We start from the raw sequence: 4,520 nt of genomic DNA, 5'->3' as shown, positions 1-4,520 counted from the left end.
CATTGACATGCCTGGTAACTTATCCAGCGGGTAAGTGATTTGGCCGTATATTGCAGTGGACGTCGGAACATATTGAGATGTAAAATCTGAGTCTTCGTAGGTATATTCACGCACTAAATAATCTGTAGATTGTTTATGTAACAGGCCACCCACCCATTGAATAGCGTTGTTAGCAGTCTGGCTCGAGCGTGCTTGAAACTCCAGTGCATCGGTATCACGCTCACGGAAGTAATAATCAGTTGAGGAATATTCCCAGGGATGAAAGCCCACAAACGTCCAATCTTCATCATAGCCATACGTGCTATCAGAGCGAGTGGCGCTGCCTTGGACGCGCCATTGTCCCCAATCAGTGATTTGGGTTAAACCAAACCCCATGACGGTCGCTTCGGTATTATCTACACCCGGCTCATCAGATAACGTCACATTATCATTATCTAATGAAAAAGCATCATAGCCATTTTGCGCATCCACATATAGGATTTGTGCATCTAACGTTAAGGTATCCGTCAATGCCACATCACCGCGCAAACGCACGCTGGTTTCATCAATATTACTGGTATCATCACGACCTAAATGTGCATTTTTCACAAACCCATCCGAGGTATTTTTTGCCACCGCCGCACGCAGGCCTAAACCATTATCGAGTCGCAGGCCATAAGCGCCGTTAACGGCAAATGTGTTTTGGGTCGCTGCTTTGACACTAAAAGTACCGCTAGGCATGTCTGTTGGACCATTGGAAACGATATTCACCACCCCAGCTAAGCCTGAGGTACCAAATACGGTGGCTTGCGGACCCCGTAAAATTTCAACTTGAGCCACATCCAGTAAGGTCGCAATACCGCCTAAGCCAGAGACATCCATGCCATCTAACACCAAACCCACGGACGGGTTTAGCGGCTCACCAAACTGGCTACGCTCACCAATCCCGCGAATTTGAATATATTTTCCGCGTGAAGCACCTGAAGTGAAATTAACATTGGGTGCCATGTTTAACAGGCCATCAATATGGTTGACATGACGTTGCTGGACCGCCTTAGCAGAGATGATCGTTGCCGACTGGGCAATTTGGTCAAGGGATAATTGGCTGTAATCACCAAAGACGTTGATTACTTCGACATCCGTGCTCGCATTCGAGGCATTGATGGTATCTGAGGCATCAGGAACTTTAGAGACATCGGCGACATTTTGAGCCAACGCAGACGTGGCAACTATAGTTAAGGTAGTACTGAATAAAATAGCCTGAGCTAACGCATGGTATTTCATAAGAAGATCCTTTTTATAAGTGATAAAAAAGATCCGGTATGGGCAGGTGAGTGTTTCCATTCCCTACGCCGGCATTATCCGGATCAGGTAAAAGGGTTTCTGTCGATCTCAGCCCGACAACACATGATGTGTCTCAAGCACCCCTTGGACGCTGCGAATAATACTGGCTACTCACCTATTTAGCAAGCCTTATACAGGAATGGATAACTTAAATGCCACATAACCGTCTTTACCAAATTGCTTAGCAACATATGGTTTAACTCCACTATAGCATTCAATTAACCAATCGTTGCGCGCGCATACTTCTTTAACAATGTCTAATCCAAGTCCAGAGCCTTGAATATGTTGGGCATTAATACGCACAAACTTCGTAAAGATCTGCTCACATTGCTGTGCTGTAAGACCGTCATGGGCATTGTCAATATTCACCACCAGATAACGTTGTGGATCTTCACCATCACCCACTTCTAAGTTCAAGTAGAGCTCTACCCATTCAAACGCATCGGTATATTTGCATGCATTGGTTAACATATTTTCTAGTACCATCTCTAACGATAAGTGATCATAACTCGTCGTGACGGTTTGAACATGGCTTTCAATATGTAAAAACTGGATATTTTTTTGTGCGAACTGCGCTTTAAATGGACTCACAATTTGTTTTATGTGTGCCACAATATCTTGTGGTTGCGGGTTGAGCGATAGTCGTTGAGCGGTCTTTACTTCTAAGATGTGCTTAACTAAATTCGTCATCTTCTTTAGTTGTCGATCAATCGTTACCACATGAGTAGTCTGCTCGTCATTCCCCTCCCCTTTTTGTAGTTGCTGATTCGCTAAGCTAATGAGCGTAAGGGGAGTATTTAGTTCATGAGAAATATGTTCAAGCATATCTGATTGAGTTTTCAGATTGTGGGTCAATTTGCTATTGGCTGCGATTAAATTACGTTGTTTACGCTGGATTACGCTATATAACTTATTAAAGTAAAAAATCGCACCTAATCCTAATAGCATCAGCACGAGCATCAGCTGCCAATTGATCTGTTTTAACCCAAAACCAAACTCACTTTGCAAAATAATATCGCGACCTAATAACTGATAGGTTTGCTGCTCTTGAATAGCGATCTCATACCATTGTGGCGCCAGACGTTTACCAAACCAAATAGCTTCACCTTGTTCAGTTTGTAACTGTATTCGCAATGCATCATTACCAATGAAATTCGCTAGAAAATTCCTAAAATCATCTAACTCAATTAATAAGGTAGTGATATGTTGCGGATATACCTTGTCGTTAAAAAGCCTTTCTCCAATCGCTTGATTGATCGATATGGCAGAGCCGCCTCCAAATAAATCAAATGGCCGAGTGACAGTTTGATGTAGCGCAGTCGGCGCTTTTAAGAGTCGCACAAAGTCATCTTTATATTCTCGATTAAATAATGGATCGAGTAATTTTAGCGACAAAATATCTAAGCCAATGATCGGCTTAGTTTGAGGTGTTAATGGATAGATGAAATTAGTAATAACATTAATACTTTGTGGTCTATATGGTATCAATTCAATTTCACCATTTTCCCTGATCCGGATCTGTTTCAACATGAAACGAGGTGATAACAATGGCTCCAGCTCTTCTTGGGAGTATGCCGACGCCATTGAAATTGAGTGAATATAAGGTAATTGTTGGGCAACAAGCGTGCTAAAACGACGTTTATCCAAGATACTTGGACTCGGTGTTTGACTAATAAATCACTAAAGTTAGTTAATGATGTGATCGTTTGATTATTTACTCTGCGATGATGTTTGCTACACAAGGTATTTTGTCTGATTTACCTTAAGTAACCGATAATCATTGTATAGACTCGATAAACATAAGCCTATCAACAAGAGGATAATTGATAAGCCGCGTAAGTATTTGAGGCGGGCAATATATGCCTGACTAGGAGGTTGTCTTTTCATACCGATTTTTGTGCTATATTTATCTTATCAACAAACAGTAGTTAATATTGAATTGTAATGAAATCTTTTAAACGCCAAATAAATCTGGTGTTAAACACAGAAGCACATTTGGCTATTCTTCATGAGCAATGTCATGAACTGGTCCAGTTTAACACACAAGCTGGATCCAAGGATAAATTGATCCTGTGGATCACCGAACAGCCAGTAACACCGCTACCAGGCTTTAAACATATCGCCCCAAAACATGCCCGCCAAATATTAGGACAAGAGTATGCCTTAGTTGTTTATGACATCAGTTTAGGGATCAGGGCTAATACACTCTATAGTGTGATGGGCTGTATTCACCTAGGTGGACGTTTAATCTTGCTCACGCCTTACACCGATATTTCGTTACTGCCATCAGCACTACCACAATCATTTGATACAGACATACAGCCTAGCCGATTTAATCAACTGATCGCACAAGAACTCTCTCACATCGGTGTTAATTATCTAAGTGAACCCAATGACTTACATGATGCGTTATTACTATGGCAAAAACACCAGCAAGCGCGTATCACTAGGATATTGCCTTTCGAAGTTAACTCATTACTGTCAGCGGCAAAATCGAAACAGCAAATGCATGCTCACACGATTGCACGTCAGCTTAATACAACAATGTTTAACCTGATATACCAACAAAAAAGTGCCACACCCAATGATATATTAGCTAATTTTCATGTGTTAATTGCAGAGCGAGGTCGTGGTAAAAGTTATTTGTTAGGCATGGTCTGCGGATTAGTTAATCAGGCTTATTGCCATCATATTTTCATTGTCACTCAAAGCGATGAAGCTTCTAAAGCTATCCGCAAGTCATTAAACGCAAATGAACACAGTACGCCCCTGTCCGACCGATCTTTTTTGACTAATGGGATTAATATCATACTTGTTGCACCAGATGATCCTCGGTTATTCACACATGGTCCCGATCTTAACCACGATGAGGTGTCCCAAACGCTTATCATGGTTGATGAAGCTGCGTCGCTACCTGTTCAATGGTTACTTAACTTAACCGAACATTATCAGCATATTATTTTTGCAACGACCATTTCAGGTTATGAAAATAATGGGTTAGGATTTTCATTATCCTTTTTACCAAGATTAGCGAATTACCATCAGCACGAATTAGACAATCCAATACGTTTTTTATCGCCATGTCCAATAGAACAATTACCACCGCTTTATTGCAGCCGCCATCAACGATGAATACCTTATCAGCAGATATGGCTTCTCAAGAACTGAATTTGAGTTATACGGATGGATTGCACTTT

General features: G+C 41.4%; 3 protein-coding genes and 1 riboswitch. Of the genes, 1 reads left to right on the top strand and 2 read right to left on the bottom strand.

The window, feature by feature from the left end:
- On the bottom strand, nucleotides 1-1,263 hold a 1,263-nt coding region (locus G2999_RS13455; RefSeq protein WP_010179961.1), incomplete at its 3' end, for a TonB-dependent receptor plug domain-containing protein.
- A gap of 42 nt (nucleotides 1,264-1,305) precedes the next feature.
- A riboswitch (TPP riboswitch) is annotated at nucleotides 1,306-1,418 on the bottom strand.
- A 34-nt stretch (nucleotides 1,419-1,452) separates the two neighbouring features.
- Nucleotides 1,453-2,970, bottom strand: a complete 1,518-nt coding sequence (locus tag G2999_RS06520) for a HAMP domain-containing sensor histidine kinase (RefSeq protein WP_010179959.1) — start codon at nucleotides 2,968-2,970, stop codon at nucleotides 1,453-1,455.
- 297 nt (nucleotides 2,971-3,267) lie between these two features.
- On the opposite strand from G2999_RS06520, the gene G2999_RS06515 reads away from it, so the two are divergent.
- On the top strand, nucleotides 3,268-4,455 hold the full coding sequence (locus G2999_RS06515; protein WP_010179957.1) for a tRNA(Met) cytidine acetyltransferase TmcA domain-containing protein: 1,188 nt from the start codon (nucleotides 3,268-3,270) through the stop codon (nucleotides 4,453-4,455).
- Nucleotides 4,456-4,520: the final 65 nt, after the last annotated feature.

The organism is Glaciecola sp. HTCC2999 (genome assembly GCF_000155775.1).
Lineage (GTDB): Bacteria > Pseudomonadota > Gammaproteobacteria > Enterobacterales > Alteromonadaceae > Opacimonas.
This window is presented reverse-complemented; position numbering and strand designations above follow the sequence as displayed.

Bases quoted from the DNA above. Each gene is read 5' to 3' on its own strand.
- G2999_RS06515 (WP_010179957.1), top strand. From the start codon at position 3,268: ATGAAATCTTTTAAACGCCAAATAAATCTGGTGTTAAACACAGAAGCA.